Annotated in this window: 22 protein-coding genes and 1 tRNA gene; 6 read left to right on the forward strand and 17 right to left on the reverse strand. The window is 55.7% G+C overall.

The genetic code is table 11. The annotated features are described in order from the left end of the window. Nucleotides 1–12: 12 nt before the first annotated feature. Genes nqrF through AC2FIM_RS08195 form a run of 6 tightly spaced genes read right to left on the reverse strand, consistent with a single transcriptional unit; the run spans nt 13 to nt 5,873 of the window. Entirely contained in the window at nt 13–1,236 is a 1,224-nt protein-coding gene (gene nqrF / locus AC2FIM_RS08170; protein WP_281972904.1) for an NADH:ubiquinone reductase (Na(+)-transporting) subunit F, read from the reverse strand. Nucleotides 1,237–1,246: 10 nt separating this feature from the next. After that, the gene (gene nqrE, locus AC2FIM_RS08175) at nt 1,247–1,855 is read right to left on the reverse strand and encodes an NADH:ubiquinone reductase (Na(+)-transporting) subunit E (protein WP_496677037.1); all 609 of its coding nucleotides are present in this window, start codon (nt 1,853–1,855) and stop codon (nt 1,247–1,249) included. Next, nucleotides 1,855–2,508 (reverse strand): NADH:ubiquinone reductase (Na(+)-transporting) subunit D, encoded by a 654-nt coding sequence (locus tag AC2FIM_RS08180; protein WP_282021773.1) that lies wholly within the window; start codon nt 2,506–2,508, stop codon nt 1,855–1,857. The genes nqrE and AC2FIM_RS08180 overlap by 1 nt, the downstream gene beginning before the upstream one ends. Beyond that, complete coding sequence (locus AC2FIM_RS08185; RefSeq protein WP_496677034.1) at nt 2,508–3,323, reverse strand: Na(+)-translocating NADH-quinone reductase subunit C; 816 nt, start codon at nt 3,321–3,323, stop codon at nt 2,508–2,510. The genes AC2FIM_RS08180 and AC2FIM_RS08185 overlap by 1 nt, the downstream gene beginning before the upstream one ends. Further along, nucleotides 3,316–4,524: an NADH:ubiquinone reductase (Na(+)-transporting) subunit B gene (locus AC2FIM_RS08190; protein ID WP_282027194.1), complete on the reverse strand. Its 1,209-nt coding sequence runs from the start codon at nt 4,522–4,524 to the stop codon at nt 3,316–3,318. Before AC2FIM_RS08190 ends, AC2FIM_RS08185 begins: the two co-directional genes overlap by 8 nt. A gap of 5 nt (nt 4,525–4,529) precedes the next feature. Next, nucleotides 4,530–5,873, reverse strand: coding sequence for a Na(+)-translocating NADH-quinone reductase subunit A (locus tag AC2FIM_RS08195; protein WP_496708010.1), 1,344 nt, complete (start codon nt 5,871–5,873; stop codon nt 4,530–4,532). Between the two features lie 276 nt (nt 5,874–6,149). Between AC2FIM_RS08195 and AC2FIM_RS08200 the strand changes: the two genes are divergently transcribed. The 5 genes from AC2FIM_RS08200 (at nt 6,150) to AC2FIM_RS08220 (ending at nt 10,418) form a co-directional block, all read left to right on the forward strand. After that, nucleotides 6,150–7,265, forward strand: a complete 1,116-nt coding sequence (locus AC2FIM_RS08200; RefSeq protein ID WP_271948930.1) for a THUMP domain-containing class I SAM-dependent RNA methyltransferase — start codon at nt 6,150–6,152, stop codon at nt 7,263–7,265. Nucleotides 7,266–7,380: 115 nt separating this feature from the next. Further along, nucleotides 7,381–7,457 (forward strand) — tRNA-Pro (locus tag AC2FIM_RS08205). Nucleotides 7,458–7,481: 24 nt separating this feature from the next. After that, nucleotides 7,482–8,402: a hypothetical protein gene (locus tag AC2FIM_RS08210; RefSeq protein WP_496677025.1), complete on the forward strand. Its 921-nt coding sequence runs from the start codon at nt 7,482–7,484 to the stop codon at nt 8,400–8,402. A 19-nt stretch (nt 8,403–8,421) separates the two neighbouring features. Next, nucleotides 8,422–8,850 carry a plasmid mobilization protein gene (locus tag AC2FIM_RS08215; RefSeq protein ID WP_082643591.1) on the forward strand — a complete coding sequence of 143 codons (429 nt, stop codon included), beginning with the start codon at nt 8,422–8,424 and terminating at the stop codon, nt 8,848–8,850. After that, on the forward strand, nt 8,844–10,418 hold the full coding sequence (locus tag AC2FIM_RS08220) for a relaxase family protein (protein WP_496677021.1): 1,575 nt from the start codon (nt 8,844–8,846) through the stop codon (nt 10,416–10,418). The genes AC2FIM_RS08215 and AC2FIM_RS08220 overlap by 7 nt, the downstream gene beginning before the upstream one ends. A gap of 829 nt (nt 10,419–11,247) precedes the next feature. Here the strand turns inward: AC2FIM_RS08220 and AC2FIM_RS08225 are convergent. The 11 genes from AC2FIM_RS08225 to dctP form a co-directional block, all read right to left on the reverse strand. Beyond that, the gene (locus AC2FIM_RS08225; protein WP_142638799.1) at nt 11,248–11,811 is read right to left on the reverse strand and encodes a sarcosine oxidase subunit gamma; all 564 of its coding nucleotides are present in this window, start codon (nt 11,809–11,811) and stop codon (nt 11,248–11,250) included. Beyond that, nucleotides 11,804–14,761 (reverse strand): sarcosine oxidase subunit alpha family protein, encoded by a 2,958-nt coding sequence (locus AC2FIM_RS08230; protein ID WP_496677010.1) that lies wholly within the window; start codon nt 14,759–14,761, stop codon nt 11,804–11,806. Before AC2FIM_RS08230 ends, AC2FIM_RS08225 begins: the two co-directional genes overlap by 8 nt. Beyond that, complete coding sequence (locus tag AC2FIM_RS08235) at nt 14,758–15,045, reverse strand: sarcosine oxidase subunit delta (RefSeq protein ID WP_106607275.1); 288 nt, start codon at nt 15,043–15,045, stop codon at nt 14,758–14,760. The genes AC2FIM_RS08230 and AC2FIM_RS08235 overlap by 4 nt, the downstream gene beginning before the upstream one ends. A gap of 11 nt (nt 15,046–15,056) precedes the next feature. Beyond that, a complete protein-coding gene (locus AC2FIM_RS08240) occupies nt 15,057–16,304 on the reverse strand; it encodes a sarcosine oxidase subunit beta family protein (protein WP_106607585.1) in 1,248 nt (415 codons plus the stop codon). A gap of 320 nt (nt 16,305–16,624) precedes the next feature. Next, nucleotides 16,625–17,725 carry an Ldh family oxidoreductase gene (locus tag AC2FIM_RS08245; RefSeq protein ID WP_496677006.1) on the reverse strand — a complete coding sequence of 367 codons (1,101 nt, stop codon included), beginning with the start codon at nt 17,723–17,725 and terminating at the stop codon, nt 16,625–16,627. A gap of 30 nt (nt 17,726–17,755) precedes the next feature. Continuing rightward, on the reverse strand, nt 17,756–18,670 hold the full coding sequence (locus tag AC2FIM_RS08250; RefSeq protein ID WP_496705072.1) for a dihydrodipicolinate synthase family protein: 915 nt from the start codon (nt 18,668–18,670) through the stop codon (nt 17,756–17,758). After that, nucleotides 18,667–19,815: a mandelate racemase/muconate lactonizing enzyme family protein gene (locus AC2FIM_RS08255; protein WP_496677000.1), complete on the reverse strand. Its 1,149-nt coding sequence runs from the start codon at nt 19,813–19,815 to the stop codon at nt 18,667–18,669. Before AC2FIM_RS08255 ends, AC2FIM_RS08250 begins: the two co-directional genes overlap by 4 nt. Nucleotides 19,816–19,846: 31 nt before the next feature. Beyond that, nucleotides 19,847–21,112: an FAD-dependent oxidoreductase gene (locus AC2FIM_RS08260; RefSeq protein WP_496676997.1), complete on the reverse strand. Its 1,266-nt coding sequence runs from the start codon at nt 21,110–21,112 to the stop codon at nt 19,847–19,849. A gap of 148 nt (nt 21,113–21,260) precedes the next feature. Beyond that, a complete protein-coding gene (locus tag AC2FIM_RS08265) occupies nt 21,261–22,553 on the reverse strand; it encodes a TRAP transporter large permease (protein WP_496676995.1) in 1,293 nt (430 codons plus the stop codon). Then, nucleotides 22,547–23,134 (reverse strand): TRAP transporter small permease, encoded by a 588-nt coding sequence (locus tag AC2FIM_RS08270; RefSeq protein WP_496676992.1) that lies wholly within the window; start codon nt 23,132–23,134, stop codon nt 22,547–22,549. The genes AC2FIM_RS08265 and AC2FIM_RS08270 overlap by 7 nt, the downstream gene beginning before the upstream one ends. A gap of 81 nt (nt 23,135–23,215) precedes the next feature. Continuing rightward, the gene (gene dctP / locus AC2FIM_RS08275) at nt 23,216–24,217 is read right to left on the reverse strand and encodes a TRAP transporter substrate-binding protein DctP (RefSeq protein ID WP_496676989.1); all 1,002 of its coding nucleotides are present in this window, start codon (nt 24,215–24,217) and stop codon (nt 23,216–23,218) included. A gap of 197 nt (nt 24,218–24,414) precedes the next feature. On the opposite strand from dctP, the gene AC2FIM_RS08280 reads away from it, so the two are divergent. Beyond that, nucleotides 24,415–25,425: a LacI family DNA-binding transcriptional regulator gene (locus AC2FIM_RS08280; RefSeq protein WP_106607283.1), complete on the forward strand. Its 1,011-nt coding sequence runs from the start codon at nt 24,415–24,417 to the stop codon at nt 25,423–25,425. Nucleotides 25,426–25,562 lie beyond the last annotated feature (137 nt).

The raw sequence follows: 25,562 nt of genomic DNA on the forward strand, positions 1-25,562 counted from the left end.
CCGGATAACTGATTACCCGCCGAAATCGTCGAGCATGATATCTTCGCGGTCCACACCCAGATCCAGCAGCATGTTGATGACCGACTGGTTCATGATCGGCGGTCCGCACATGTAGAACTCGCAATCCTCGGGTGCCGGGTGGTTCTTGAGGTATTCGTCGAACAGCACGTTATGGATAAAGCCGGTATAGCCTTTCCAGTCATCCTCGGGCTGGGCATCCGACAGGGCGACATGCCATTCGAAATTGTCGAACTCTTCCGCGAGGCTGTCGAAATCCTCGACAAAGAACATCTCTTTCTTGGACCGGGCACCGTACCAGAAGGTGATCTTACGGTCGCGATTCTCAAGCCGTTTGAGCTGGTCGAAAATATGGCTGCGCATGGGCGCCATACCAGCACCACCACCGATGAACACCATCTCTCTTCCGGTCTCGCGGGCGAAGAATTCACCGAATGGACCCGAGATCGTGACCTTGTCACCCGGTTTCAGGTTGAAGATATACGACGACATCTGGCCCGCCGGTATCCCTTCGGAACCCGGAGGCGGTGAGGCAACCCGGACGTTCAGCATGATCATGCCCTTTTCGTCCGGATAGTTGGCCATGGAATAGGCGCGTTCGATGGGTTCGGCAACGACCGAGTCGTATTGCCACAGATTGAAGCGATCCCAATCTTCGCGATATTCCTCCTCGACATCGAAATCAGTGTATTTCAGCGCATGGGCGGGGGCTTCGATCTGGATATAGCCACCAGCGCGGAAATTCACATCCTCACCTTCGGGCAGGTCCAGCGTCAGCGCTTTGATAAAGGTGGCAACGTTTTCGTTCGACCGAACCGTGCATTCCCATTTCTTGACGCCAAAGACCTCTTCGGGGACCTCGATATCCATGTCTTGTTTAACTGCAACCTGACAAGACAGACGGTCGCCACAAGCGGCCTCGCGCTTGGTGATATGGCTTTCTTCGGTCGGCAGGATCGAGCCACCGCCGGAATGGACGCGTACGCGGCATTGTGCGCAGGTCCCGCCGCCGCCACAGGCCGATGGCACGAACAGTTTCTCAGCTGCCAGGGTTTGCAACAGCTTGCCACCGGCGGGCACGGACACGGTTTTCTCACCATTGATGGTGATGTTGACATTGCCCGTCGACACCAACCGCGACCGGGCGGCCATGATAAGGGCGACAAGCGCCAGAACGATCAGCGTGAAAAGAACGACGCCTAGGCTAAAGGTTTCCATTGCCGCCCCCTTACAGTTTCACGCCCGAGAAGGACATGAAGGCCATCGCCATCAGACCCGCGGTGATAAAGGTGATCCCCAGACCCTGCAGGCCATCAGGAATGTCCGAATATTTCAGCTTTTCGCGCACCCCCGCCATAGCGGTAATCGCCAGCGCCCAGCCAAAGCCGGAGGACAGACCATAGGTCGTGGCCTCGGCAAAGTTATAATTCCGCTCGACCATGAACAGCGAGCCACCCAGGATGGCGCAGTTCACCGTGATCAGCGGCAGAAAAATACCCAGCGCGTTGTAGAGCGGGGGGAAATACTTGTCCAAGACCATCTCGAGGATCTGAACCATCGCGGCTATCACGCCGATATACGAGATCAGGCCAAGGAAGGTCAGGTCCACATCCGGGAACCCGGCCCAGGCCAGCGCGCCCGGCTTCAGCAGATAAGTCAGCAACAGGTTGTTGGCGGGAACGGTGATCGCCTGCACGACCATGACCGAGATCCCAAGACCCAGCGCGGTCGAGATCTTCTTGGACACGGCGATGAAGGTACACATGCCAAGAAAGAAGCTGAGCGCAAGGTTTTCGACAAAGATGGCCTTTACGGCCAGTGAGATAAGCCCTTCCATCAGTGCGCCTCTACCTGCTGGATTTTGTATTCACGTTCTTCGACCTGGTTCGGCTTCCATGTACGGAAGACCCAGATGATCAGGCCGATGATGAAGAACGCCGAAGGTGGCAACAGCAGCATACCGTTGGGTACGTACCAGCCGCCATTGTTCACAGTCTGCAAGATGGTGACACCGAACAGCGACCCGGCCCCCAACAGCTCGCGGATAAAGCCGACTAGCAGCAGGATCAGCCCATAGCCCATGCCGTTGCCAACACCGTCGATAAAAGATGCTATCGGGGGGTTCTTCATCGCAAATGCCTCGGCACGGCCCATCACGATACAGTTTGTGATAATCAGCCCAACGAAAACCGACAGGGTTTTCGAAATCTGGAAGGCATAGGCCTTGAGAACCTGATCCACCAGGATCACCAGCGACGCGATGATCACCATCTGAACGATGATCCGGATTGAGCCGGGTATCTGGTTGCGCAACATCGAAATGAACATCGACGAGAAGGCGGTCACGAAGGTCACAGCCAGCGCCATTACAAAGGCCACCTGCAACGAAGAAGTCACGGCCAGCGCGGAACAGATGCCCAGGACCTGCAGCGTGATCGGGTTATTGTCGACAAGCGGGTCGACCAGCATCTCTTTCTTGGTCTGAGACATCAAAACTCTCCTGCTTGCAGTTTGGCCAGGAACCGGGCGTAGCCCGCGTCACCCATCCAGAATTTCACCAGGTTATCGACACCAACCGAGGTCAGAGTGGCCCCAGCAAGCGCGTCGACATAGAAATCGGGACCGGCGGCGGGCTGCGACTTGGCGACGGTAATCTGCAGCTCGCCTGCATCGTCGCGCAATTTCTTGCCATTCCACAGACCTTTCCATCGCGGGTTGTCCACCTCGGCGCCAAGGCCGGGGGTCTCACCATGCTGATAGAACTGCAGGCCGTAGATGTCGTTGCCGTTACTTTCTAGAGCGATAAAACCATAGAGCGTCGACCACAGGCCATAACCATGCAGCGGCAGGATCACTTTGTCTAAATCGCCCGCATCATCGCGCAACAGATAGATCACTCGGTACTTGGCCTGACGACCAATACCCGCCGGGTCAGTGTCCAATGCTACGCTGAGTTCAGGATCACTTGCAGCAGCCTGGTCATCAAAGGTTGCCGGATCGAACTGATCGTCGACAAATTCGCCGGTGGCAAGCTCGAGCACATGCGGCTCGAACGCAGCGAAGGCTTCGGTCACATCTATGCCCGGCTCGAAGACACCAGCCACCTGCAAAACGTTAACCTGTTTGTCCTTCAGCGCGTTGGCTTCTTGCACCGGGCGCAGGCTGACCGCAGCGGCGGAGACCACCATCGAGGCAACAAGACAGACAGCAACGGCGACGAAGATCGTCTTGCCAACCGAATCCGGCGAGGCGGCCAGAAAGCGAGCCAATGCGCCCTTGGGTTCTTGAGGTTGCGGATCAGACATGGCGACGCGCCCTCCGTTTGATATTGGCCTGCACGACGAAATAGTCGATCAGCGGTGCAAAGACATTGCCGAACAGGATGGCCAGCATCATGCCTTCGGGGAAGGCCGGATTGATCACGCGTATCATCACAACCATCACTCCGATCAAGGCGCCATAGATATAGCGGCCCAGGTTGGTGTGGCTGGCGGAAACCGGTTCGGTCACCATGAAGGCCAGGCCAAATGCATACCCACCCAGAACCACATGCCAATACCACGGCATCGCGAACATCGGGTTGGTATCCGACCCGATCAGGTTCAGCAGCAGAGTAAATCCGATGGTCCCGGCCAGACAGCCAACGATCAGGCGGTAATTGGCAATCTTGGTCATCAGCAGGAAGGCCATACCAATCAAGCAGGCCAAGGTCGAGGTCTCGCCAAAGCTGCCCTGAATGGTGCCGTAAAAAGCGCTGGACCATGTGATCCCTTCGGCAGCAAGAGCCTGTACGCCCTCGGCCGCTGACACCGCCAGCGCGGTTGCACCCGAGAACCCGTCAACCGGGGTCCAAACCGAGTCACCCGACATCTGAGCAGGATAAGCGAAGTACAAAAACGCACGACCAACCAGCGCGGGGTTAAGGAAGTTCTTGCCGGTGCCGCCAAATACCTCTTTGCCGATCACCACACCGAAGATAATGCCCAAAGCCACCTGCCACAAGGGTGTAGTGGCCGGCATAATCAGAGTGTAAAGCATTGATGTTACAAGGAAACCTTCGTTCACCTCATGGCCGCGCACGGTGGCAAAGATGACCTCGAATATACCGCCTGCGACCAGTGTGACGATGTAGATAGGCAGAAAATACATCAACCCGTGCATCACATTTGCAAAGACACTGCTGGGGTCCAGCGAGATACCAAACATCTGCAGCAGAGCGATGCGCCAACCGGTGGCAGAGTCCGGCCCGAGGCTGGCGATGGCCGAGTTGGCCTGATAGCCGGTGTTCCACATCCCCCAAAGGATACAGGGAATGGTCGCGATCACGACATAGGTCATGATCCGCTTCATATCCACGTAAGACCGCGCATGCGGGGCCACAGAGGTCACGGTTTTCGGAGTGTAGATAAAGCTTTCGACCATCTCGTAGATGGGGAAATACTTTTCGTACTTGCCGCCCTTGGTAAAGTTCGGCTCGATCCGATCGAAGAAGCTGCGCAAACCCATTTGGATCAGCCCTCCTTTTCAATCTTGTTCAGGCAGTCGCGCAGCGCCAGCCCGTATTCATATTTTGCCGGACAGGCAAAGCCGACAAGGCCCAGATCCTCTTCGTCCAGCTCTAGCGCGCCCAGAGCTTGCGCAGTATCGGTGTCCATCACCAGTAGTGCCCGCAGCAGTTGCGTCGGCAGATAGTCCTGCGGCATCAGCTCTTCGAACGTACCCGTGGGCACCATGGCGCGGCGCCCCCCATTCAGATTCGAGCTGAGCGCGTACAGCTTTTTGGCGAAAGCAGAACCCAGCACCGGCTGAACCGCAAATTTCGAAGGCATCGGGCGGATCCAACCCATCGGAATCTGGTCGTGATCCTCACGGATGATGGTCATCTGCCTTGCAAAACGCCCCAGATAAGCCGTTGGGCCATCCGCATGCTGACCAGATAGGATCGAGCCCGAAATGATCCGTGCCGTGCCCTCCACATCAATCTCATCCCTGGTCAGGTCTTCGGTCGACGCTCCCATCACCGTACGGATCAGGCGCGGCTGACGGGCACCCGGGCCAGTCAGGGCGATCACCAGATTAGGGTCCAGATGGCCCGTCTGCATCAGGCGGCCAATGGCGATGACATCCTGATACCCGATGGTCCAGACCTGCTTTTCGCCCGCAAGCGGTTCGAGGAAATGGATGTGGGTTCCGGCCAAACCCGCAGGATGCGGACCAGAGAATGCCGCCGCCTCTACGTCTGGCAGATCGCTACCCGGAACTGAAGCACCGTCCTGCTGGCACAAATAGGTTTTGCCCTCGGTCAGCTTGGATACGACTACCAGACCATCCGCAAATGCTTTGCCCGCGTCATTGATGATGAGTTCTGCATCTCCGGCCAGTGGCTCGCTATCCATGGCGGTGACGAAAATCGCTGCTGGCTTGGTGCCCGGAACTGGCATCTTGGAATAGGGACGCGTACGGAAAGCGGTCCACAGCCCCGCGGCGCATAGCTTGGCGGTAACACCCTCGGCGCTGTCCGCATCACCAACACCCGAGAAATCGATACCCGTGTCGTTGGCATCCGCAACCTCGATCACAACGCTTTGCAAAACCCGGCGCGCACCACGGTTGATGGCAACGATCTTACCACTTAGCGGGGCGACCATCATCGCCTCGGGTGCGTCCTTGTGACAGAAAAGCGGAGTGCCACGTTGAACGTCATCCCCCTCCTGAACCAGCATTCGCGGTTTCAAGCCAAGGTAATCGCCCCCCAAAACCCCAACAGTCTTGAATTCTGGACCCGGATGGATGGTTTGTTCCGGTGCGCCTTGCACCGGCAGCTCCAACCCTTTTTTCAGTTTGAAAGTTTGCATGTCGCTACGGTCTTCCAAGCCTCTTTACCTGTGCCGGCTGAGCCAACACCTATCTAGTGTCAGACAATAACGCGAGAATTCCAAGCAGTCGTCGCAAAAGCGTCGAATTGCGACTGAAATCCGCGGCCGTCCCTCTGATTGTGGCCCCTTTACGCGGGGATGATACCAAAAGCAAACCTGTAACCGTCAAAATTCCCTCACGGTATTCACTTTCTTGTATCACTTTCGCTGAAATTGCCTGTCGCGCCCCGATCATGTCCGGTGTAAGCACCCTTGATGGAACAAATGAACGATCTGGAAATTTTTCTGGTAGCAACGCCCGGACTAGAGGCGCCGCTGCATGCCGAGGCCACCGAACAGGGATTCGCCGATGCTAAGGTCATTGCTGGTGGTGTGGTTTGTCGGGGCGGGTGGCCCGAAGTCTGGCGTGCCAACCTTTGCCTTCGGGGCGCAAATAAAGTTCTGGTTCGGATTGGCAGCTTTCCCGCTGTCCATCTGGCACAACTGGACAAACGCGCCAGAAAATTTCCGTGGTCAGATTTCCTGCGCGCGGAAGTGCCGGTAAAAGTCGAGGCGACAAGCCGCAAATCGCGCATCTATCATGCGGGTGCCGCGCGCCAAAGGATCGAACGAGCGCTGGCCGAGACACTGGGGACTCCAATCTCGACAGATGCAGCCCTGCGCGTGCTTTTGCGGATTGAGAAAGACATCTGCACATTCTCGATCGACACCTCCGGAGAGCCCCTGCACAAGCGAGGTCACAAGACTTCCGTCGCCAAGGCCCCCATGCGCGAGACAATGGCGGCCATGTTCCTGCGCGAATGTGGCTATCACGGGACCGAACCGGTGCTGGATCCCATGTGCGGGTCGGGCACTTTCGTCATCGAGGCTGCCGAGATCTCGTTGGGCCTGCTTCCCGGTCGCACGCGTAATTTTGCATTCGAAAGCCTAAGGAGTTTTGATCCCGACATCTGGTCCGACATGCGCGCCGGGTCACCCTCCCCTGCCCCCGAGGTTCAGTTCTTCGGCTCCGACAGGAATGCAGGCGCAGTCGAGGCCGCAAAAGCCAACGCGGAACAAGCCGGTGTTTCGACCAATACAACATTTCATTGCCACTCCATCAGCGATCTGAAGCCCCCGCAAGGTGCTGAAGGGTTGGTGATCGTAAACCCTCCTTATGGCGCCCGGATAGGCGATGAAAAACGGCTGCGATCCTTGTATGGGAGTTTCGGCAAGGTTCTGATGTCACGCTTCAAAGGATGGCGCGTTGGCATCGTAACAAGCACCCCATCCCTGGCCCATGCCACGCGCCTTCCTTTGCTTCCGGCAGGGCCGGTAGTGGATCACGGTGGCACAAAAATCCGACTTTATCGCACTGACCGCCTGGTCTGACATGGGTCTAATCGCGGGGATTTTGAGCCTGTCCAAAGCCTGTTATTAATCACAAACCAGACCCAGAATCCCTCTTGCACATCCAAACCCTCAGGTATAGATCACCCGCCACGGTCGGAGTGTAGCTCAGCCTGGTAGAGCACTGTCTTCGGGAGGCAGGGGTCGGAGGTTCGAATCCTCTCACTCCGACCAATAAAATCAATCAGTTAAATACGAATGAACTGCGCCGCCACCGCAGCATACCCGGATTTTGTCCGGATTATTCTGTTTTCAGGGTCTGGTTTCCGAAGAAAAGTGAAAGAAAAACCGCTGAGGGGGCGGCCACCCACCTCAACGGTAATGCAAATTTATCCGCACGAACAGAATACCAAATTCGCAGCCGGTCCGCAATCGCGGGAGGCGCATATGTCTAGGCTCAATCGCTTTGAATGGCTCAAGGCCGTTCTGCAATGCGCTGACCTCAACTCGTCAACTAAGGTAGTTGCCTCAGCGCTTTCGGTACAGTTCGCCAACGACAGGACCGGCCAACTCAATCCCTCACTAAAAACGCTTGATGAGTTCCTGGTCGGAATGTCGCTAGCAACCATCAAACGCTGCCTCAAACAGCTTGTCGAGTTCGGTTGGCTGTTTCGAACTGAAGGGCGTGGCGCAGGCAATCACACAGAATACGACCTTCGCTCCCCAACAAAAATCATCCCGTTTCGCCGGAGGAAAAAGGATGCACCGATGAGCCTTTCAGAAGGGCGAAAGGGTTCGCCCGTGAGAGACAAAGGGCGCATGGGTGATCTTTCCTATATAAAGAAAGAACAATCCATAGAACAAAACCTCGCGCTTGAGCCGGATCTGCCGAATGGTGGGCCATCCGACTCGGCGCGCGTGGGCAGTGCGCAACCCGAATTCGTCTCGCGCCAATCTTTCGGCTGCCGCCAATGGGAGCAGTTCACCGAACGAATGTTTGGTGCTTGGATCGACCGGGTACTTCCTGAAGCCATCGAAAACAACGAGCGCGGCTACTGGCTCCCCGGCAGGTTCCCTCCAACGAACAAGAACGAGTGGCCCGTGTTGCGCAGCTGGCTCATCACCGAAGGCTGGACCCTGTTTGCACCATCGAAGCAGGAACTGTGCCATGCGGTCTGAGCAAAGAGCAAGGCGACCCATGTCATACGCTGGCGCTGCTGACACGGGACCTTGCGAGGGGTGGCAAGCCTCCCCTTCGAACCCCACCGGCGGAGGCACGCCGCCCGCCAAAGCGCCGCTCACCGAGACCTTCGTCTTTCGATGTAGCGTTGCTGAGAAGGCTGAGCTTCGCGCCAAAGCCGAAGCTGCCGGAGTGTCTGCCGCGACCCTCTTGCGCGAAGCCTTGGGTCTGACGGAAGCACGTCGTCGCAAGCCTGCGCCTCGCGTCGACCCCGCTCTGGTCCTGGCACTAGGGCGCATTGGCGGTAACCTCAACCAGGTTGCGCGGGTTGTGAATCGGGCGCTTCTGATTGGTCGGGTTGACATGGATACGCTGGCCGTCGCCCGACAACTGGTTGTGATTGAACGCCAGCTTACCAAGATCCTTGATGAGGCACGACAATGCTGATCAAGTTCTTTCCCAATGGCAAAGGCGCGGGTGCTGGTCCAGTTGGCTATCTCGTCACGCGTGAGGTCTTGGCCTATGACTCCAATCGCGATCTAATCCGCGATGCTGATGGCCAGCCCATGACGGTCATACGCGATCCTTTGCCTGAAGTGCTGCGCGGCGATTCCACCCGCACCGAGGCCCTGATCGACGCCAGTCGCAATCAGTGGACCTACCGCGCGGGCGTCATCAGCTTTGCCAGCGAGGACGCACCCACCGTAGCCCAGCAGGTCGAAGTCATGAACGCCTTCGAGGCACTGGCATTCGCTGGTATGGACAGTGAGCAATTCGACTTGCTCTGGGTCCGGCACAGCCACGAAGACCGAGTTGAGCTGCATTTCTGTACACCGCGTTTGGAGCTGACAACCGGTAAAAGCCTCAACATCGCACCACCTGGCTATCGGACAGCCTATGACAGTCTGCGCGACTTAATGAACAAGACGCACGACTGGGCCGATCCGATGGATCTGGAACGCACACAGGAGGTTCAAGCCACCGTTGAGGCCCCAACTAGGGCACAGGGCCGCGAAGAACTCCACGAATGGATCTTAGACCAGATCAGCATCGGCACCATCACCGACCGCGCAAGCATGGTCGATGCCCTGACCGACGCAGGTTTCGATATCCCCCGCGTAAGCAAAAATTACATCACGGCCAAAGACCCCGACACAGGCGAACGCTGGCGATTGAAAGGAGAGATTTTCCATGACGACTGGCAAGCCGACCCGGCTGAGCGAGAAATTGAACGCGGACTTGGACAAGATCCGAAAAGAGCACGCCGCCTTGATGGATTCTCAATTGCAGAGCTTCAGGAGCGATATTCAAGCATGTGTAACACTCGCGCGGAATACAATCGAAGCCGATACCCGCACGTTTTTGGATTGGAGCGGGACGACCTGGCAGAGTCACATCGACAAGATCAAATTCCTGATTCAGATCTCACCTTGGGCGGTGATAACGGCCTGTATGGTGTTGATCGCAGCAACCTTAGGACTGACTTTTCTGTGGAGCTGGAAACTCTCAACGATAGCCGCCTCGACGCAGCTAGAGAGGTTGGGCATCCAGGCGGTACTTCACGAGGGAGCGACTTATTTGATCCTGCCGCCAGAAACATCAAGCATGCGCACCTGTTCGGTGGCGAGCCGATTGGTTTCTTGCATCAGAGTGGAGCCAAACTAGATGGACCAATCCCTGACAGCCTTGGAGCGAGATTTGCTCGCGTGCGTCGAGCAGTTGGTGACGGCTTGCGAGACCTCCGCCTCGGAATTGCGCAATTTGGAAGAACGCTCGACGACCGGGATCGAGGCCAGGCTAAATGGCTTAACGCAGTGCATCGAGCTGCTGATGAAATCACATCTCAAGTCCGTAGCTACATTGGCCGACTTGCTGACCGAAGAACAGAACTACACCACGCTGGAAGAGAACTTGCAGACGAGTTTGAAGCTAGCGAGAGCCGCCGAAACTCTGCTGCAAGAGAGCTGAATCATGGGCTGCTTGAACGAGACCAAGACTACGGCTTCCATCTTTGATCTGAAGGAATGACGATGCCCACTCATCACGAACGCTTCACCATGAGCTTCCGCCAATCCTGCGCCTGCGGGATTGACTACAGAGAATTTGAAAGAGTCGACTCGCTACCGATAGGCATTCCACTAGTTGCAATTGCAGGGGTTTGGGGCGATTGCTACAACTTACGGTGTCTGTTTATGGACACTGACGGAAATCAGTATTTGCGGAATGTGTTCAGGACCAAAAACGGCTACTTGATACCAGAACTTGGGGTCGATGCGAAAATGATCAAAATAGGCCAAGTTGTTCTAGCCTAGCGCTCAACTGCGTATTCTCAGTGAATTGACGCCTGAATCCCAATAAAACTGCCGCCCAATCCCGTTAAGAACGTGCATCCAGACCGATGACCCTCGATCGCCGTGCCACAGGCTACTTGGCAGGAAGGCCACTCAGCTGCCATTCGCTGCGATTGCAGCACCGAGCACCAAGGATGGTATGAATGCGCGGAAAGCGGATATTCATGAAGTTAGCAGCAAAGGTCTGCAACGAGCCCAACCTGTTCCTTGGATTTTCTCGCTGCTTGCACTCGCAGCGTCAGGAATGCCAAGTGAGCAACAAGTTCGGTGCCGCTATGCAGCGGAAGCAACGGTCATTCATACAGGCTGCAGCGAGAATCACACGTGGAATTCACAAGTCGCGGACGAAGCCGAAACTGGACAACTGCGTGGTTAACCCTAAGCTTTGGTACCTAGGGCCAAAAGATCAAGCAGTTGTCATGGGAAGTCTCCTGTACGTGGTTCCGCCGCGGTCGCAGTAGCGGCGGGTTAGTTCAGAAAGTAAGCCGATATTTCAAAGGGCCGAACGGGCGGCAGTCTCCAAAGCATGGTGCAGAGAGCGCGCGTAAGAGCGCGGGCCAAGAACCGCGTAGTGGCTGGCAGTTTCAAAGCAGATGATCACACAGCTAAGGTGCTCCAGCAGCGCGCGTGTGGCGCTCCCGGGCTCCATCGCAGCCAGATTGACGCCGCTCAAACGTTCAAACACACCCCGGCACGCACCCTCCAGATCAAAACGGCACCAGCCGTCTGTTTGCTCTGTTACCGAGGCTAGGCCCTCCACGGCATCCGCGAGTTGGTAGGACATAAGTTCATGCTCCGGGATTTCTGCGGAGATCAGCCACTGATCCTGCGCAAACCAGCTAGCCGCGTATGAGCCCGCTGCGGCGTGCTTCCCGACCGCAGGCAAAGCTAATCCCAGCATGGCCTCGGCCGCTTTCCGGCCTTCGTCTTCGCGCCCCCTACGCAATGCAAGCGAGGCAAGCGCCCGGTTCGGAACCTCAGTGATTGTCAGCCCATTGAATCGGTCGACACGCGGCGTTTCTCCCCAAAGCGGGGTGATGGATTGAAGATCAAGCACGCAGGCGCCCTCCTTCCGGGTCAAAGAAATGTGTGGGAATGACCTGAGCCTTTACATCGGTTCCCCGCACGGGATCGACTACGCGGATAATCTCGCCCATGCGCTGATCACCGCCTTTGAGAAAGGCCATTCCGATGGAGTGCCCCAGATGTGGCGAGATACAGGCTGATGTCACATGCCCCTGTTCGCTGTCGATATGAACAGGCGCAGTTTCATTCACCAACTGGGAACCGGCGGTTATCACTTCGCTTTGGTTCACGGGCTTCAGACCGACAAGGCGCAATCCATTGGGATCAGTCACCCCCTCCCGCTGGTCCATTGTGCTGCCGATGCTGTCTTTTTTGCGGGACACCATGCGCCCCATACCCAGCATCAGTGCGGTGGCCCTGCCGTCGAGTTCGCGACCCGTCGGGTGGCCTTTTTCAATGCGCATGATGTCGAGCGCTTCAAGACCATAGGGAGCTACTCCAAGATCTTGCCCCAACTCTAGCATTCGGCGCCACAGCGCATCTCCATAACGGGTGGGAACAGCCAATTCATAGGCCAGTTCACCCGAGAATGAGATCCGAAACAGACGTGCCCTCAGGCCGCCGCACAGCGTCACGGAACCGCAGGCCATGAACGGGAATGCCTCGTTTGAGATATCGAACTCAGAGTCCACAATCCGCTGCAGCAGCTCGCGCGATTTCGGTCCGGCAACAGCAAACTGCGCCCAGGCCTCGGTGGTTGAGATCAGCTGCACGTCCATGTCCGGCCACAGGCATTGACGGGCGAATTCCATGTTTCTCAGAACCGCCCCGGCATTGGCTGTAGTGGTCGTGATGACGAAGTGTTCTTCCGCCAACCGTGCAGCGGTGCCGTCATCGTAACAGGCGCCATCTTCGCGCAGCATGATGCCATAGCGCACCTTACCCACTGCCAGCTTGGCAAAACCATTGGCATAGACCCTGTTCAGGAATGACGCGGCATCCGCGCCCTGAACGTCGATTTTTCCCAGTGTGGTCACATCGCAGATGCCCACATTCTTGCGCACGTTACAGGCCTCTCGGTCAGCGGACTGGCGCCAATGGGTCTCGCCCGGCTGCGGAAACCAACGCGCCCGCATCCAGTCGCCAGCAGTGTCAAAGGGCGCATTGTGTTCCCTGGCCCATTTGTCAGTCGGGGTTTCGCGCGTCGGGTGGAAGTGTTTGCCCACCGTGCGCCCGCCGATTGTGCCCAGTGCAACCGGTGTATAGGGCGGCCGGAAAATCGTCGTTCCCGTTTCGGGGATCGATTTGCCGGTCAGCTCGGCCATTATTGCCAAAGCATTGACGTTAGCAGTTTTGCCCTGGTCAGTGGCCATGCCGAGAGTAGTGTAGCGTTTGAGATGCTCGACCGATCGGTAGTTCTCCTGATGTGCCAGCTTAACGTCCTTGACGGTCACGTCGTTCTGCTGGTCCAGCCAAGCCCGGCCCTTGCCATGGGGCACATGGTAAAGTGGCTGGAGGTTATAGGCGCCGTTATCGGCGCGCGGCAGCTTCAATGCGCTGGCGGCGATACCCAGGCTTTCCAGGGCAGCCACAGCTTCTTCCGCCCCGCTGCGCAATGCGTCTTCAGTCGAAAACAGGCCTTTGGCCGCACCCGCCACCGACATGCCAACTGGGATGTTCCGGCCGGGAACGAAAGCTGCAATACTCTCAATCCAGACAGGACGGCCGCCCTGGTGGCAGGTCAGGTGGACGTTGGGATTCCAGCCGCCAGACACGCCCAAGGCGCCACAGGCTAGCGTTTCCTCGTGGCCATCCGCTTGACGGACCCGGATGCTGCTCAGGCCATGCCGCCCCTTGGTGCCGATAACATGCGCGCCACTGATCAGCCGCACATCCGTCAGTGTCGGCGCATCCAGCCGGGCATCGACGATGGCTGTGACATCAACACCTTTTGCCATCAGGTCTACCGCAGTGCGATGGCCATCATCATTGTTGGTGAAGACCGCCACCTTCCGCGCGGGGGTTGCAGCCCAGCGGTTGGCATAGGCCCGCATCGATCCTGCCAGCATCACCCCCGGACGGTCGTTGTCCGGGAAAGCAATTGGACGCTCGGTTGCCCCGGCACAAAGGATCGCGCGCTTTGAATAAACCCGCCACAATGTCTGCCGCGGCTTCCCTGCCACAGGGGTTTGCAGATGGTCCTGCACCCTCTCAACCACACCGTAAACCCCGTGGTCAAAGGCCCCCATCGCCGTGCTTCGCGGCATCAGGCGCACATTGTCCATCGCGGTTAGCTCGGCCACAGTCTGCTCAACCCATTCGACCGCAGGCTTTCCGTCGACATCTTCCTGTTCGACGTTCAGGCGCCCGCCAAAACGGCTATCTTCATCCGCGAGGATGACGTTTGCGCTTGCACGGCCCGCGGTCAGTGCCGCCATCAGGCCAGCGGGCCCACCCCCAATCACCAGCAGATCGCAATGGAGGAAGCCCTTTTCATATTCATCCGGGTCATCTTCCCCAGACAGGCGACCAAGGCCTGCAGCTGAGCGGATGATGGGTTCATAGACTTTCTCCCAGAAAGCCGCCGGCCACATGAACGTCTTGTAATAGAAACCGGCGCTCAGAATATCCGAGAACAAATCGTTCAGGGCAAGCAGGTCGTAACGTAAGCTGCCCTTGTAATTCTGTGAGCAAGCAACCAGCCCTTCGTACAGCTCCGCTACTGTAGCGCGTGTGTTTGGTTCCTGCCGGGCTCCACTGCGCAATTCGACCAGCGCGTTTGGCTCCTCGGAGCCAGCGGTGAAAATACCACGCGGACGGTGATACTTGAACGATCGACCCAGGAAACGCACGCCATTGGCCATCAGGGCAGACGCCAGCGTGTCGCCCTCATACCCCAGATAGGCACGCCCATCGAAATTGAAGTTCAGTGGCTTTCCGCGGTTGATCAGGCCGCCATTCAAACGGTTGGATTGGGTCATTTGCTGCGCCCCTGCTTGCGGGCCACATCGCTGGCCAGTTCGACATTAGTGATTTCATGCGTCACCGTGTTGCGTGTTACGACTAGCCACGAGCGGTCGCCATGCTCGTGATACCAAAGCTCGCGGTGCTCCCCGGCTGGATCATCACGCAGGTAGACGTATTCGTAAAACTGATCCATCGCGTTCCCGGCCTGCCAGTCGGGACGGTCAATCAGGCAAGCATCGCCGAGATAGGTGAATTCCTGCCGGTCACGCGGCCCCAAAAGAGGGTGATTGATAATCATTTGACCGCTCCTTACTGCCGGTTCGGGTTCGGGCCTTGGCCCTTTTCATCAAGCAGGTAGCCGGTCCGGAACCGGTCAAGACGATAGGGCTTGGCAAGTTCATGCGGCTGTTCTGTGCTTAGAAGATGAGCAAAGCATTCGCCGGCTGCGGGTGTTGCTTTGAATCCGCCGTAGCACCAGCCGCCGTTCAAATAGAGACCCTTGATCGGCGTTTCGTCGATCACCGCATGGCCATCCATGGACATATCCTGCAAACCGCCCCATGCCCGCAAAAGACGAGCGCGCGACAGCATTGGGAACAAGGTCACAGCGGCTTCAATCACCGATTCAAAGACCGGCAGGTTGCCCCGCTGGGCGCAGGAATTGTACTGATCCAGGTCGCCTCCCATAACCAGGCCGCCTTTGTCCGACTGCGAAATATAGAAGTGACCTGCGCCATAATTGACTTGGCCGGGAATGATGGGCTTGAGCCCTTCAGACACGAAAGCCTGAAGAACATGGCTTTCGATTGGGGTACGAATGCCCGCCATGTCCATCACTCGGCTGGTATTTCCAGCTACCGAGACACCAACCTTCCTTGCGCCGATGAACCCGCGGGTTGTCTCAATCCCCAGGACCTTACCTTGCTCAATCCGGAACCCCATAACTTCGCAATTCTGAAGGATATCTACTCCGCGCCTGTCGGCCGACCGCGCATATCCCCAGACCACAGCGTCATGGCGGGCGGTGCCACCGCGCCGGTGAAGATAGGCACCCGTGATAGGGAAACGTCCGTCGAAATTCATCGAGGGGTACATCTTGCGCACCTGCTCAGGCCCCAAAATCTCGCCATCTGTGCCTTGCATCCGCATGATGTTGGTTTTGCGATAGTGGTCGTCCCTCTCTGAGTCGTTGTGGTGCACGAACAACAAGCCACGCTGTGAGTGCATGACATTGAAGTTCAACTCCCGCTCCATCTTTTCCCACAGGCCAACACTGTGATCGTAGAAGCGGGTATTTGGAGGCAAAGTGTAGTCACCACGCACAATTGTCGTGTTACGCCCGGCATTGCCGGACCCAATCCAGCCTTTTTCGACCACTGCGATGCTTTTCTCACCATATTTCGTCGCTAGGTAATGTGCAGTCGCCAACCCGTGGCCTCCGCCGCCAATGACAATGATGTCGTAATTGGGTTTGGGTTCCGGATTGCGCCAAGCAGGCTTCCAACCTTTTTGGCCATTCAAGGCCTCTCTAATGACTCTTAGCCCTGAGTACCTCATGGCATTCTTTTCCTTTATGGCATGGGTGCCCATTTGGCACCCAGTTCGTGGAACCGGCCAGTTTCAACGCTGATGTGGGCAATGCCGAATCCCATGTTCTGGAACGCTTAATGCTCATAAGTTAATCGATTAACTTCCAATTCGTCAATCACCTTCAACGCCAATAGGAGTCGCAGTTCAAGTATCGCTTACAGTGCTGGGCGTTCGCCCGGGTGGGCGGACGCGTGCCCGATACTTGCGTATCGGGCGGGTAAACGCGATCAAATGCGACACCCTCCAAAAGACAACTCAGGCAACCAAATGGCGATCTTGTGCCTGATTCACGAATCGGGACGACTACAAAGCTCTTGAATGGTGGCGACAAGTTTCGCATCTATGGCACGGTTGGTTGTATCATTGCGGTTGTTGTGGCGCCTTGCGCCCGGCAGACGAGATCCCGGAATTGCCTCGTATTTTTCGAAAAACTCTTCGCAATGGCCCTCCCAACCTTCACCGGCCAGTAGTGATGGCGAAAATGCCAGGAAAAACTCTCCCCCACGGGGAGGGCCACCATCACCGTTGTCGGCATCTTGCGCTTCATAGCTAAACCGTTCACCGGTCGCACCAGCCGCCAAGAGTTCAACCATCGTTGCAATAGCAGAACCCTTGTGCCCTCCGAAGGGAAGCAAAACGCCTTTCAAGATTGCTGCCGGATCGGTGGTTTCATTGCCATTTTCATCCAATCCGGTTCCAAGGGGGACCGAATGGCCATCTCTTGCGGCAATTGCTACATCGCCGCCGGCCATTGCGGAAGTTGCCATGTCGAATACAAATGGTGGTTTGTTTTTCCGTGGCCAGGCAAAAGCGAGCGGATTGGTACCAAATAAAGGCTTGTTTGAACCATGTGGTGCGACATTTGGCATATAACTTACACAAGCCATCCCTGCCAAATTTTGTTCGGCCAATGCCTCAACTTCTGGCCAAAGGGCGGCAAAATGATGCGTGTGGGTAAGAGTCATTGCTGCGATACCGAACTCACTCGCTGCTTTCGCCAGCGCTGGAATACCTCGCTCGATTGCCAAGGGGGCATACCCATCGTCGCCATTCGCGTTAACAATTACAGGTGATTTGTTGGAAATCTGCGGATCGGCGGCGCCGTTGACCTTCCCACTACGTAGGGATGCCACATATCCGGGCACCCTGAACAAGCCGTGGGAATGAGACCCGTCTCGCTCAGCAGCAACAACCGTCCGGGTCAGGGCCCCGGCGTTTTGAGGGTCGCATCCATTTTGGGTGAATGCTTCTAGTGCGAGATCATGTATCTCACTTAGCGATAGGTTTACGACGGTCATTAGAAAAGCCTCCTCAGCCGGGCACGGAACGAAATCGAAATGTGTAGCGCAGTATTTTTCATGACTTTCTTCTTTTGGTGTTTGGGCCATTGTTCATGGCTGGTGATGTTGCGGAATATCTCAATTCAACGGTCCCAAGTGTTTCGAGAACCGGTGGATGCATGCTGCGCCGAAATCAGTCGCTGGCAATGAGGGTTCTCGACTGCCGCCAAGCTCAATTCCCAAACGCGCTGCGGCCAGCATCTTTCCATAGGTCAGGAAATGTGGAATTCCCTGCATGATAAAGCAGAGAACCGGCAATAGATCGGCATATAGCTTATCGGCCCGCTCTTCGGTCCCAGCAGTGAATTCAGCGAAAATTTCGCTGGTCTTATCTACCGTATCAATCGCCGGGATCAGCCCACTGGCACCCGCGCGCAGGTTGTCAGGTAATTCCAGTCCGCAGCGGCCATTGAAAAGCATCACGCTATCCCCGAGCTCTGACGCAACAGACTCAAGATCGACGGCGTTGCATTCCAGTTTCGCGATGGTGAAATTTTTGTGGTCATTCGCAAGCGCGATCAAGCTCTGGTTGCTTAGTCCGAAGCCAAGGAACTCCGGCGCATTCTGGACCCCAATCTGGCAATCGACCGCCGAGATAATCTCGGAGAAGAAGCCCGCCAGCTTTGCATCGTCCATTTTCTGCGAGGGAGGCTGGAGCATCAGCGCCGACGCACCGCTTTGAATTGCTCGCTTCGAAAACTCAATCTGCTCGGTGATCGTATCGCCATAGACGGTCGCTAAGAGCGGCTTGCGTCCATCAATGCGCTTCGCGACGACTTCAAGGACCTCGACGCGCTCATCGAATGAGAGCTTCGAGACCTCCGTACCCAACCCCAGAATCGCAACTCCGGCAGCCTGGGTGCCCAAAGCCGCATCCACCTGACGCCGAAACGGATCCTGGCGCAATACACCGCGATCGTCAAAGAACGCATAGAGCATTGGATAAATGCCGGGCGATACGACCGCAGGTGAATTGTCTTGCAATGCTATCATGTTACCTCCAAACCATTCTTCTTGTCGTAGGCTTCTGCGGCCCGACCAACGGCGTCCTCGTTCAGGGTAAATCCAAGGCCAGGGGCGGACATGACCGGAATTTTCCCGGCATTTGGCGTCAGATCCGGGCTTTCGACGATGTCCTCTTGCAGGAGCTGCCACATGATCTGATTGCCATCATCCAAATTCGGAACACCCGACGCAGCTTGTATCGAGGCGCAGGTGGTAATTCCGGTCTCCCAAACACCGTGAATACACACGTTGATGTCGAATACCTGAGCTATCGCAGCGACGCGGCGGAACCCAAGAATACCTCCAGTTTCGTGCAGACCCACAGTCAGCAGGCTTGCCGCACCGCTGGAGCACATCGAGTGAGCCTCCTCTAGTGTGTACACGGACTGGTCGGCGGCAATTGGGACTGAGCAGGATTGTTTCAATGCCTTCAATGCCGGAACGCCGGCAATCGCCGACACCGGCTGTTCAACCATCTCGAGATCATACTTGGCGAGCTTATTGATCATCACCTGGGCCTCCATCAAGTCCCAGGCCTCATTCGGGTCGATCCGAAGTCGCTTGTTGCCAATTGCCTTTCTGACAGCTTCGACATTGGCCATATCTTTATCGTTGGTGTATCCGGCCTTGAGGTAAATCACTTCAAAGCCGTCCGACGCCAACTGACCGGCATGTGCTGCAACCTCTTCCGTACTGTCTCCCTGGACAAACCCCATGAAACTCACCGTGTCATGGATCTTCCCACCCAACAGGGCATGAACCGGCAGATCCAACGATTTGCCAAGTGCATCCCAAAGGGCCAATTCAACACCTGCAAACGCAAAATTGCCTATTCTTGGATGAGATTGGCTGGCATAGTGATGTCCAAAATTTTGCGTAAAGAGCTGTTTCATCAAATCGGTGATCTGAGTGATGGGCTGCCCTATCAGGACCGTTTTAGCGGTTAGTAAGAGCGCATGGATCGCCTCTGGGGACGTCATCGTCGGGGCGGTTTCGCCGTAGCCGACGACGCCCGCATCCGTTTCGACCTCAATCAGGATTGTTGTTTGACCAAGATTCTTGCCCATGGCCCAGACATAGGGCGTCTTGAACTTGGAAAAGAGCCGTGTGAGGCGAATATCTTTTATTTTCATGACCTTGTCTTCCATTAGGTTTATCTTCTGTCTAGTGTGATCGAGTTACTGCATAGCTGGATGCGTCCAAGGCTGTTGGCTTGCCCATGATGAGGTCAGCAAGCAACTCTGCCGACCCGGTGGCGAGGGTCCAACCCAGATGGCCGTGCCCGGTATTGACCCAAAGCCCCTTGCTGGATGCTTCGCCGATATAGGGCAAACCGTCAGCACTCATCGGGCGGAATCCAGTCCACGGCTCGCGCTTGCAGCCGTCAAGCGTCTGCGCAAGGTTGGGGTAAACGGATTTGGTCAGGCGATCGAGTTGCCGGATTATTTTGGGGCTTAGAGTGTCGTCATGCCCGGCGAACTCGGCAATTCCAACAGCGCGCAATTTGCCATTTATTGGAACAATCCCGACATGCATCCCTTCGTCGATAACGGGATACGAAGGCAGGTCGTTGACGCCGGTTGTATCGTATGTGACCGAGTACCCTTTCACGGGGCGCACCAAGATTGATCTTGCGTCGTTTGCAGCCAATTTTCTTGTATTGGCCCCAAGGGCCAGAATGGTATTCTTCGCCCGAATATCTCCGATTGTTGTACGCGCGCCGATGACCTTTTCGCCTGACATCAGCAGTTCATTGGCTTGGCAACTAACATGTATTATCTGACCGGAAGCGACGAGGTCATCGCGGAGGATTTGACAGAATTTTCGCGATTCCGCCACCACATCAGCGGAAAAACGAATTCCGCCTGCCAGCTGCGGGGCCAGCGCTTGAAGGTGCGGCTCAGCCTCAACAGTTTGATCAGGCGTTAGTGCCTCCCAATCTAGCCCAACCTCACTGAGGTGACGATTGGATCTGATCTGGGCTTCCAGACCTGGTTGGTCGCGGTAGATTTTGATGGTGCCACATTTTTTGGGTTCGAATTGGTCTGCGTATCCTTTGTAGTATTCCTCAAAGACATCCATGGAAAAGAGCGCCAGTTCGAGCAATCGGCGCGTATGGAGTTCGTGCAGATGCGGCTTTGAGTTCTTGAGAAATTGCAGGCCCCATTTGAACAGGGACGGGATAGCTTTCGGCTTGATCCGCACTGCGGAATTTTGTGTCACGATTGACCTCAAAAGCGTGGACAATATCCCTGGCGAATTCCATGGCATAGTTTGTGAAGGCACCAGCATCGCACCGTTTGCAAAGTTGGCACCAAGACCGACATCCTCGTTGGCCTCCACCAGCACGACCGAGCAGCCGCGTTTGGCCAATCGGTGGGCCGTTGTGATGCCAATCAGCCCACCGCCGATTATGAGCGCGTCCGCCATCACGACTTGTCCGTGATATGAGCGTGGGCAGCGAAATCAAAATTGGCTTTCGGAGCCAGAATTTCAGCCACGACAACCGTCGCCCGGTTTGAAGGAACAGAGTTTTGCATACCAACTTCTTTCTATTCTGGCTGGTGTTTTCGTGTTGCTAGGAGCCGAAGAACATGTTCGGCAACCAAAGAGCGATCCCAGGGATAAATGTGGTGATCAGCAAAGTTGGCAGCCAAGCAAACACGATGAAAATCAGTGTCGGCCAGATCAGTTGTCGGACCGGCACGTCTGTCACTTGCGATCCGAGATACAGAAGCGGTGCCGTTGGCGGCGTGATGTTGCCCATGCCAAGATTAACACCAAGAACTGCGGCAAAGTGGATTGGATCCATTCCAGCTCCAACAGCGATGGGTAGCAGAAGCGATGCGCTCAGGATGATTCCGCTGATATCGTCCATCAGCATACCAATCAGAAGCATGACCAGATTGAGCATCAGGAAAATCATTATTGGGTTATCTGAAATGGAATAGATCAGATCCTCGGCGAGACCGGGAATATCTTCGAAAATCAGGAAGCGGCTGGCGATTAAGACTGTGAAGATCATGACCATGACCACGCCGATCGTGATCGCCGAGTGTTTCATACTTTCATAGAAGGTTTTGAGTGTCAGGCCGCGGTAGACGAAGAAGCCCACCGGAATGGCATAAATTACGGCGACGCCAGCGGCTTCGGTGGGCGTCATGATGCCACCATAAATGCCGCCCAGAATGATCAGTGGCATCAGGATCGCCGGTGTTGCGATGGCTGTTTTACCAGCAAGTGCACGGAAGAAACGGTCCGGAACTTCGGTAACCTGAATTTCGGTATCCTTCCGAAGGATCACGAAATTCACGATGATCAACAGGGTCGTAAGGATCAGCCCTGGTACGACCGTTGCGAGGAAACATTCAAGAACGTTCAACTGACCGACCCAGGCATAGAGCAACTGCGCGCCGCTTGGCGGGATCAATAGGCCTAAGGGGCTTGCACAGATCACCAATGCGCCGGAAATGCCTGCGGGATACCGTGCCTTGCGCAGATGCGGCATGATGATCGAACCGATGCAAGTCAATGTGGCCGCACCACTGCCCGAGATTGCGCCGAACATCGCACTGGCCACGACCGAGGCAGCACTTAGCCCGCCGCGGAGATGGCCGAACATGAGCTCGGCAATCTCAACGATCGGTTTTGCAATTTTGCCCCGCTGCATAATATCGCCAGCCATGATGAAAAGAGGAATGGCCAGCAGGATAACTGAATTCATCTTCCAGTGGCCCGTCGCGAAGAACCCAGAGACATCGTACCCTCCGGTATAGGCCAGAAGGATCAGCACACCGCCAAAGGCCAATGGAACCGAGACGCCGATTGCCAGCAGAACGCAGATAAGGATTATGGCGATGAGGATTACCATGTCACAACCTCCTCCTCATCGGGCTCTGCCCGTCGCGCATTCTCCATGGCCTCGGCATATCGATCGGGGCCCACGCGCAGCATCAGGAAGATCGACAAGGCGCTGTAGAACGCCATGAACACGAACCCCACGAAAATTCCAAAGCGTGGAACAATAAACGGAATCTTCAGGGCGATGGTGGTTTTCCATCCAGGATATGCCGCGATCTCATCCGCAATCATCAGCCAGGCCCAGTAAACAAGTACCAGCGTTATCGACAACTCGATGATCTGGATCACGAGCTTGCGAAGCCACAGCAGTGTTGAATTTTCGGTGACTGTATCAAGAAGATCAGCATTGATCTGCTTGTCGTAGTAAGTGCCAAGCGCACTGCCCAAGAAGAAGATCCAGAAGCAGATCGGCATGAGCCATTCTTCGTAGGCAAAAAGATCGCGTTCCAGAACATAGCGAAACAGCACAACGAAAAAGAATGTGATCGGCAGTATCGGTAGAGCGACGCTCACCAGGACCGACTTGATCCAAACCATCAGCCGAACGAACCGGCTCAGACCGGGTGGCAATGCATCTTCAAATAGTACCATCGAAAGTTCACTCCCCGTTAAGAGGGGGATGCCAGACAATCACGGCATCCCCAATTAATGAGCAACCAAAGAAAATCTTGGTTACTTGGCGGTCAGCTCGTCGATAAGGTCCTGCCCAACCACGTCCGCCAGTTCCGGCCAGACGTTTTCCTGGATGTGGGCAACCATCGCAGCGCGCTCTTCAGGGCTGTACTCAAGAATTTCCCAGCCAGCTTCCTTCAGCTTTTCGACGAAGCCTTGATTGCGGTCCCAGGATGTGTTGATCGCAACGTTGGCGGCTCTCTCGGCGGCAGCCCGGATAACGTCGCGCTGTTCCTGGTTCAACTTCTCCCAGGACTTGCCACTGGCATAGAATGATGACGCTTCGATAGCCGTGTTCACGGGAATAAAGTATTTCCCCACGCCGGCGGCCGCGAAGGTCGAATAGGCCCATTCCGGCGTACAGCAGATCGCTCCGTCGATGACGCCAGATTGAAGCGCTGGCAGAACCTCCGCCCAGTTCATCGTTGTCGTCCGATACCCGAGGCTTTCGGTGGTCTTTTTGGCGACCTCTGAACTCCAGACGCGGATGTTCACGCCCTTATCACCGAAACCGGCATAATCGGTAGGTTTTTCGTTCGCGACAATACCGACCAACCCTTCGCCGGTATTGGCAAGATAGACCAGCCCCAGGTCGTCCATGATCCCGGCCAGGATCTGGTTAAACTTGGAGTCCGGGTTGCCGTAGACCGCTTTCAATTCGTCAAAAGTCGTCACCAACCCTGGCAGGTTCATGACTTCCAGCCGAGGATCGGCCTGAGCGTAGATGAACGCTTGTACAAGGTCGATATTGCCGCGAATGGCATCCTCGATCAGTTCTTCGCCGGATCCCAACTGTGAGGCCGGGAAATAGGAGATTTTCACGCCTACGTCTGCGTCTTCAATCTCTTTGATCATGTTTTCGACAATCTCATGGCCGAAGTGGTTGACTGGATAGGTCCCGGCCAATTTCAGCCTGACCGTGTCGGCGAGGGCTGTTGTTGCAAGTAGGCCTGACAACGCCAGACCCGAGATTATGCCGAATGCATATTTTCCGAGTTTCATAGTTTTCCTCCCGTTGAAACTGCGCTTGCGCTCCGGAATGCGTAAACTGCTCTCCGTCGGTGCCGCTTCAAGTTAATCGATTAACTTTTACAAATCAAATTAAATCGATTAACTCTGACTTCTCATGGGCAACTTGCCCGAAAGAACGTTGGAAATTACTACCCTAGGCAACCATAACCATAGGAAAAATAATAAGAATGCAGAAGCCGACCCTTAGTCAAATCGCAAAACAGTTAGGACTTTCCACTGCAACTGTTTCTTTGGCGATGAAGGAAAACAGCCGAATCTCGGACCAGACGCGCGCCAGGGTCAAAGAAGCGCTGCGCGAATCTGGCTATGTCTATCAGCGTTCCGCGGCAGGATTGAGGAAGTCAAAGACCGACACGGTGGGTATCGTGCTTAACAACGTGTCCGACCCGTCCTTCAGCGAGATTCTGGGAGCGATTGAAGGTGAACTTGCCAAAGTAGGAAAAACGGTCTTCCTGTGCAATACGGATGAAAAAGTGGAGAGACAATCCGAATTCATCAGGAAAATGTCTGAGTACAATGCAGATGGCATCGTCCTGGTTCCTGCGATTGGAACTCAGGCGACCGACCTGGAAGAGATGAAGAAATTCAGCCCCCCAATAGTGTGTGTCTCGCGAGAGATCAGTGGCTATCCCATCGATTCAGTCGTGGCTGATGAGACACTTGCGGGTTACACGGCGGCAAAACATCTGCTTAACCTTGGTCACAGACGCATTGCCGCTGTTGGCGGCACAGTCAATATTTCCCCATTTAACCGTCGCATGAAAGGCATCAGGCAAGCATTTGACGAAGCGGGTCAAGAGTTCGATCGTGCGCTTGTTTTCGAATGCCGCCCTGTTCGTGCTCAGGGATACGAAGCAGCGGCGAGAATTCTGGATGTCGAAGATCCGCCGACTGCTGCCATCGGATATAATGCTATCGTCACCCTTGGACTGAAAGCCGGTTTGCAGAGGTTGGGAAAAAAAATCGGAGAAGATTTCTCGTTGATCGCGAACGAGGGGATCGATGAGTTGCAACACACCAATCCGCCGCTGAGTACGACAAGCATTGATCTGCAAGAGATGGGGAGAGTTGTCATTCAACATCTGCTAAGCCGTATCTCGGATCCGACAGCGCCAACTAAACTCACTCTCGTCCCGACAGAATTGATCCTGACTGATAGCGTTAGCTCACATCGTTAAAGTATGTCGCGTTCTATCGTATTGATTTCGACCAAGTGCAGTATACGGTCTCGTTGGGTTGAGAAGAATGTGGGAGCGGCCTATGTCGCGAACGTGAAAATCACCGGCTCCTCCCGCAAGGCACCAATCCAAGAACT

It is taken from the genome of Ruegeria sp. CDSC052, from assembly GCF_059610685.1.

What these genes read in the sequence shown, in the direction of transcription:
- AC2FIM_RS08195 (WP_496708010.1), bottom strand. Translation starts at nt 5,873, where the DNA reads ATGCAAACTTTCAAACTGAAAAAAGGGTTGGAGCTGCCGGTGCAAGGC.
- nqrE (WP_496677037.1), bottom strand. Translation starts at nt 1,855, where the DNA reads ATGGAAGGGCTTATCTCACTGGCCGTAAAGGCCATCTTTGTCGAAAAC.
- AC2FIM_RS08185 (WP_496677034.1), bottom strand. Translation starts at nt 3,323, where the DNA reads ATGTCTGATCCGCAACCTCAAGAACCCAAGGGCGCATTGGCTCGCTTT.
- nqrF (WP_281972904.1), bottom strand. Translation starts at nt 1,236, where the DNA reads ATGGAAACCTTTAGCCTAGGCGTCGTTCTTTTCACGCTGATCGTTCTG.
- AC2FIM_RS08270 (WP_496676992.1), bottom strand. Translation starts at nt 23,134, where the DNA reads ATGGTACTATTTGAAGATGCATTGCCACCCGGTCTGAGCCGGTTCGTT.
- AC2FIM_RS08265 (WP_496676995.1), bottom strand. Translation starts at nt 22,553, where the DNA reads ATGGTAATCCTCATCGCCATAATCCTTATCTGCGTTCTGCTGGCAATC.
- AC2FIM_RS08235 (WP_106607275.1), bottom strand. Translation starts at nt 15,045, where the DNA reads ATGATTATCAATCACCCTCTTTTGGGGCCGCGTGACCGGCAGGAATTC.
- AC2FIM_RS08260 (WP_496676997.1), bottom strand. Translation starts at nt 21,112, where the DNA reads ATGGCGGACGCGCTCATAATCGGCGGTGGGCTGATTGGCATCACAACG.
- AC2FIM_RS08215 (WP_082643591.1), top strand. Translation starts at nt 8,422, where the DNA reads ATGTCATACGCTGGCGCTGCTGACACGGGACCTTGCGAGGGGTGGCAA.
- AC2FIM_RS08180 (WP_282021773.1), bottom strand. Translation starts at nt 2,508, where the DNA reads ATGTCTCAGACCAAGAAAGAGATGCTGGTCGACCCGCTTGTCGACAAT.
- AC2FIM_RS08245 (WP_496677006.1), bottom strand. Translation starts at nt 17,725, where the DNA reads ATGGCCCAAACACCAAAAGAAGAAAGTCATGAAAAATACTGCGCTACA.
- AC2FIM_RS08250 (WP_496705072.1), bottom strand. Translation starts at nt 18,670, where the DNA reads ATGATAGCATTGCAAGACAATTCACCTGCGGTCGTATCGCCCGGCATT.
- AC2FIM_RS08240 (WP_106607585.1), bottom strand. Translation starts at nt 16,304, where the DNA reads ATGAGGTACTCAGGGCTAAGAGTCATTAGAGAGGCCTTGAATGGCCAA.
- AC2FIM_RS08255 (WP_496677000.1), bottom strand. Translation starts at nt 19,815, where the DNA reads ATGAAAATAAAAGATATTCGCCTCACACGGCTCTTTTCCAAGTTCAAG.
- AC2FIM_RS08230 (WP_496677010.1), bottom strand. Translation starts at nt 14,761, where the DNA reads ATGACCCAATCCAACCGTTTGAATGGCGGCCTGATCAACCGCGGAAAG.
- AC2FIM_RS08280 (WP_106607283.1), top strand. Translation starts at nt 24,415, where the DNA reads ATGCAGAAGCCGACCCTTAGTCAAATCGCAAAACAGTTAGGACTTTCC.
- AC2FIM_RS08220 (WP_496677021.1), top strand. Translation starts at nt 8,844, where the DNA reads ATGCTGATCAAGTTCTTTCCCAATGGCAAAGGCGCGGGTGCTGGTCCA.
- AC2FIM_RS08190 (WP_282027194.1), bottom strand. Translation starts at nt 4,524, where the DNA reads ATGGGTTTGCGCAGCTTCTTCGATCGGATCGAGCCGAACTTTACCAAG.
- AC2FIM_RS08210 (WP_496677025.1), top strand. Translation starts at nt 7,482, where the DNA reads ATGAACTGCGCCGCCACCGCAGCATACCCGGATTTTGTCCGGATTATT.
- AC2FIM_RS08200 (WP_271948930.1), top strand. Translation starts at nt 6,150, where the DNA reads ATGGAACAAATGAACGATCTGGAAATTTTTCTGGTAGCAACGCCCGGA.
- dctP (WP_496676989.1), bottom strand. Translation starts at nt 24,217, where the DNA reads ATGAAACTCGGAAAATATGCATTCGGCATAATCTCGGGTCTGGCGTTG.